Consider the following 4,007-nt stretch of genomic DNA (forward strand, 5'->3'; position numbering starts at 1 on the left):
GGCCTGACCGCGCCCGCAGGGGCCTGACGGACCCCGTCGCGTGCCCGCAGCCGTCCCCTCGCGGCTGCGGGCACCGGCCGCTACGGGCACCGGGCGCTGCGGGCCCCGGGTGCGCCGTGCGGGCGCGGCCGCCGGGCCACCACGGCCTCGGCCGCCGGGCTACCAGCTGCTGCGCACCTGCCGGATGATCCGGCGCCGGAGCAGGACGGTCCGGCTGCCGTCCGGGAACAGCCGCAGACGGTCCAGCTCCCAGTGCCCGTACTCGGCGTGCTCGGTGAGCAGCTGGCGGGCCGCGTTGCGGGTGGTCCCGCGCGGCAGCCGCAGGGACTGGTACTCGTACTCCGGCTGCCGGGTCAGCTTGGGTGGCGTCAAGTCTCTCCTCCTGCGTTTCGGCTGTCGGCAAGCCTAGAGCCTGCCGCGGACAACCTGCCCGGCCCGGGCGGTACGGCCCTCGGGCGGATCGTGTTCCCTTCCGCGCACCCGTCCGCCGGGCCGCCGGCCGTCCGGTGTCCCGGTCGTCCGCCGAGCCTGCCGTCGGTCCGGGCTGATCGTCCATCAGTTTTCGACTGTGGACGAGATACCCCGAGGTGGGCCGCCGACCCCCGGAATCACCCGTTCCGCCCGAGGTCCGCTCCGGAACAGAACGGAGCGGATCGGACATCGGGGGGTAACTTGCCCGGAATTAACGGCTGTAGGTGACAACCGCTGTGCGTGTCGCCGCCGGGTGGGGATAGCGTCTGCACCATGTCTGATGCCGCGCAGCTCACCGTCAACGAGGTACGCGCCGCCGCCGAGGCGGTCAAGGCCGCAATCGATCGCCACCTGGAAGCAGTTTCGAGCGCCACCGAAGCCGGCGAACCCGCTGTGGTCACTGCCTACGAGGAGCTCGCCGCGGCGGCCATCGCCTACGATCAACTTCTCTACGAGGCCTACGACGAGGTCACCCCCTTCGAAGTCCCCGGCGACGAGGCCGGCGGTGCCTACCACGGCCCCGACCAGCCCGAGGCGATCAGCGTGCTGATCCGCCGCGACTACCTGGTCGCCGACCCGTCCCGGCTGCGGTCCCAGGCCGAACGGGTGGACAGCAGCCTCACCCCGGGCGGCGGGTCCGGGGACGCCGTGACGGCCGCCATCGGGGTGCTGTTCGGCGAGTACGAGCCGGACGAGATCGCTGCCAGGGCGGAGGAGTTCGGCCTGGAGGAGGGCGACTCCACGCTCTGGGTGTCGGCCACCGACCCGGCCGAACCCGGCGAGTGGCTGCCGGAGCCCTTCGACGGCCTCGACCCGCAGCTGCTGATCTGCCGCTTCGACGTCAGCGAGGTCTACGACGACGAGCTGGACGGCTTCGAAGCGGAGCTCTGACAGCGGCAGCGGCGCAGGCCGCACGGTGAGGGGCGGGGACGCCGGCAGTCGCGTCCCCGCCCCTCACCGCTGCTCCGGCCGGCCGGCCGGCCACGCCCACGGCCGGCGCCGGCCCGGCTCAGCGGCAGATGACGAAGTCCGGGTGGGGGTGCCGGCCGTCCCGGTCGCCGATCTCGTCGATCGCCCGGCGGATGTCCAGGAGACGGCCGACGGGCAGTTCCAGCGGCGGCTCGTCGGGCTGGTAGGTGGTCCGGATCGGGTAGTCCACGCCCGGCTCGGTGGTCATCTCGATGTGGCAGCCGAGCAGGTGGGTGACGGGACGGTCGGCCGCGAACGCGATCAGCCGGTCGATGGACCGGCCGAAGGCGGCCCAGTCCGAGACGTACAGGCGTCCCGGGTACACGGTGTCGCCGGTGAACAGCAGACCGGTCGGCGGGTCGTAGTAGGTGACGGCGGCCGCGTGGTGGCCCGGGGTGGCCAGGCACTCCAGCACCCGGCCGCCGAGGTCGACCAGGGCCACCCGGTCGGGGTCCTCGGTGAAGCCGAAGAACTCCCGCACGCTCTCCGGCGCGGCCGGTACCACCACGGTGTCCGGCCGCCCGGCGAACTGGGCGTCGCCCGCGACGTGGTCGCCGTGCGCGTGCGAGTGCAGCACCAGCAGCCCGTAGCCGTCGCGGGGGTGCGCGGCCAGCCACTGCCCGACCAGCTCGTCGACGACCCGCCGCAGCGGGAAGAACTCGGCGGACTCGGTCGCGCCGGTGTCGATCAGCACGGCCCGTTCGTTGCCGAAGAGCAGGAACAGGAACGGCCCCTCGTAGTTGACCGCCATGTTCTGGCGCAGGACGAAGGTGTGCTCGTCGTAGGCGTGCACCTGGATGTCTGGGTCGGTGTTGTGCTTCGCCGACGGCGATCCGTGGATCCAGGCGACGTCCAGCGGGCGGGCCTGCGGCGTCCCCGCCGTGAAGTCGATAGGCCGGGCGTCGGCCGTGCTGCTGTCCATCGTGCCCCCTGGGTCTGGTCGCGGCCGGGGTCCCCCCGACCAGGAGGCAGTGTAGTTCGGCCACAGTCCGAGGGGCTCGCCGGTGGGCCGCTGCGCGCGGCGGCCGGCGGTGAACCGCCGGCCGCCCGTGCGCTACGCCTGCTCGGCGTGCTCGGCCAGGATGGCCCGCAGCCGGGTGCCGCGCGGCTGGGCGGGACGCTCGGCGACGGCCTGCGCCAGCGCCTGCCCGGCCGCGTGCACCACCGACAGGTGCCGCTCGGCCCGCCCGAAGGCGGTGTAGACCCACTGTCTGGTCAGACCCGCCGCCGCGTCCGGCGGCAGCACGACGACCACCGCCGGCCACCGCCGCCCGACGGCCTGGTGCGCGGTGAGCGCCCAGCCGTGCCGCAGTCCGGAGGCCTCGGCGGGGGAGAGCGTCACCCGCCCGCCGTCCGCCAGTTCCAGGTGCAGGCCGGCCGCGTCGCCGTCGAGCACCCGGCCGGGCCGGGCGACACCGAAGGACGGCGAGAACACCACCCGGTCGCCCGGGTCGAAGCCGCCGAACCGGCCCGGGCCCGGGTTCAGCCGGGCCTTGGCGGCCGCGTTCAGCGCCCGGGTGCCGGCGTCGCCGCCGTGCCCGGGGGTGAGCAGCACGGTCTGTTCGGCGGGGATGCCGAGCGCGCGCGGGATGGAGTCACCGAGCAGCTGCACCGCACGGTGGACCGCCTCGGCGCCGTCCTTGGCCCCGAGGATCACCACCTCCTTCTCGGGCGCCTCGACGGTCAGCAGCTCGCCGATGCCGATGCCGGAGACCAGCTCGCCGATCGGGCCGAAGTCCGGCGTCCGGGAGGCCACCGCCGGGCAGAGCTTGGCGGCCAGCAGATCGGCGAAGAACCGGCCGGGCCCGGCCGACCAGAGCTGGCCGGGGTCGCCGCTGAGGACGAGGCGGGTGCCGTCGGCGACCGCCTCCAGCAAGGTGGCGGCCTGCTCGACGTCCAGCAGCGGCGAGTCCAGGACCACCAGCAGGTCCAGCGCGAGCGAGCCGTCCTCGGCCCGGCCGGGACCGGCGGCGCCGGACAGCAGCTCGGACAGCACGGCCACCCGCTCGGCGGCGGGGGAGCCGGGGAGCAGCCCGGCCAGGCTGTCGCGGCCCTGCTCGGTCCAGGTGGCGGCCCAGGCCCGCAGCCCGAGGCGGTGCGCGGCGTCCAGCAGGGCGGCGGGCTCCGCCCGGGCCGCCTCACCGCCGGTGTGGACCACCAGGGAGGCGTCGGCGACGGCCCGGATCAGAGCGGTGGCGGAGGAGGTCGGGGCCGCTTCGGCCGCGGCCGCCCAGGCCGCCGGGCGGGGTGCGGCAACGGCCGGGCGCTCCCCGTCGGCGTCCTCCGGCCCCTCCGGCTCCTCGTGGTCCGCCGGCTCCGCTGCCGGCTCCGGTGCGTCCTGAGCCTGGCCGGCCTCGTCGTCCGTGCCGGGGGTGAAGGTGGAGAGCACCCGGACCAGGCCGTCCGCCAGGCTCTCCTCGGCCAGCGCCAGACGCTCCAGGGCCAGCACGGTCCGGGTGGGCGGCTCCTCCTCGTCGTCGGCGCCGGGGCGGCCGGGGAGCTCCTCCTGGAACGCCATCACCAGGCCGTCCACCACGACCGTCTGCAGGGCGGCGGCCGGGTCCGGC

General features: G+C 75.3%; 4 protein-coding genes. 1 reads left to right on the top strand and 3 read right to left on the bottom strand.

Annotated features, from left to right (window positions below; all coding sequences use genetic code 11):
- Positions 1–159 precede the first annotated feature (159 nt).
- Entirely contained in the window at positions 160–357 is a 198-nt protein-coding gene (locus AA75_RS01620; RefSeq protein ID WP_033817856.1) for a DUF5703 family protein, read from the bottom strand.
- A gap of 387 nt (positions 358–744) precedes the next feature.
- Here AA75_RS01620 and AA75_RS01625 point away from each other — a divergent pair, with 387 nt between their 5' ends.
- Entirely contained in the window at positions 745–1,362 is a 618-nt protein-coding gene (locus AA75_RS01625) for a hypothetical protein (protein WP_033817853.1), read from the top strand.
- 118 nt (positions 1,363–1,480) lie between these two features.
- On the opposite strand, the gene AA75_RS01630 is transcribed toward AA75_RS01625, so the two are convergent.
- The gene (locus AA75_RS01630; RefSeq protein ID WP_033817854.1) at positions 1,481–2,362 is read right to left on the bottom strand and encodes an MBL fold metallo-hydrolase; all 882 of its coding nucleotides are present in this window, start codon (positions 2,360–2,362) and stop codon (positions 1,481–1,483) included.
- Between the two features lie 132 nt (positions 2,363–2,494).
- A partial coding sequence (locus AA75_RS01635; RefSeq protein ID WP_033817855.1) for an ATP-dependent RecD-like DNA helicase occupies positions 2,495–4,007 on the bottom strand: 1,513 nt, incomplete at its 5' end.

The sequence above is a fragment of the Kitasatospora sp. MBT63 genome (genome assembly GCF_000710465.2).
GTDB lineage: Bacteria > Actinomycetota > Actinomycetes > Streptomycetales > Streptomycetaceae > Kitasatospora.

Bases quoted from the DNA above. Each gene is read 5' to 3' on its own strand.
- AA75_RS01625 (WP_033817853.1), top strand. From the start codon at position 745: ATGTCTGATGCCGCGCAGCTCACCGTCAACGAGGTACGCGCCGCCGCC.
- AA75_RS01630 (WP_033817854.1), bottom strand. From the start codon at position 2,362: ATGGACAGCAGCACGGCCGACGCCCGGCCTATCGACTTCACGGCGGGG.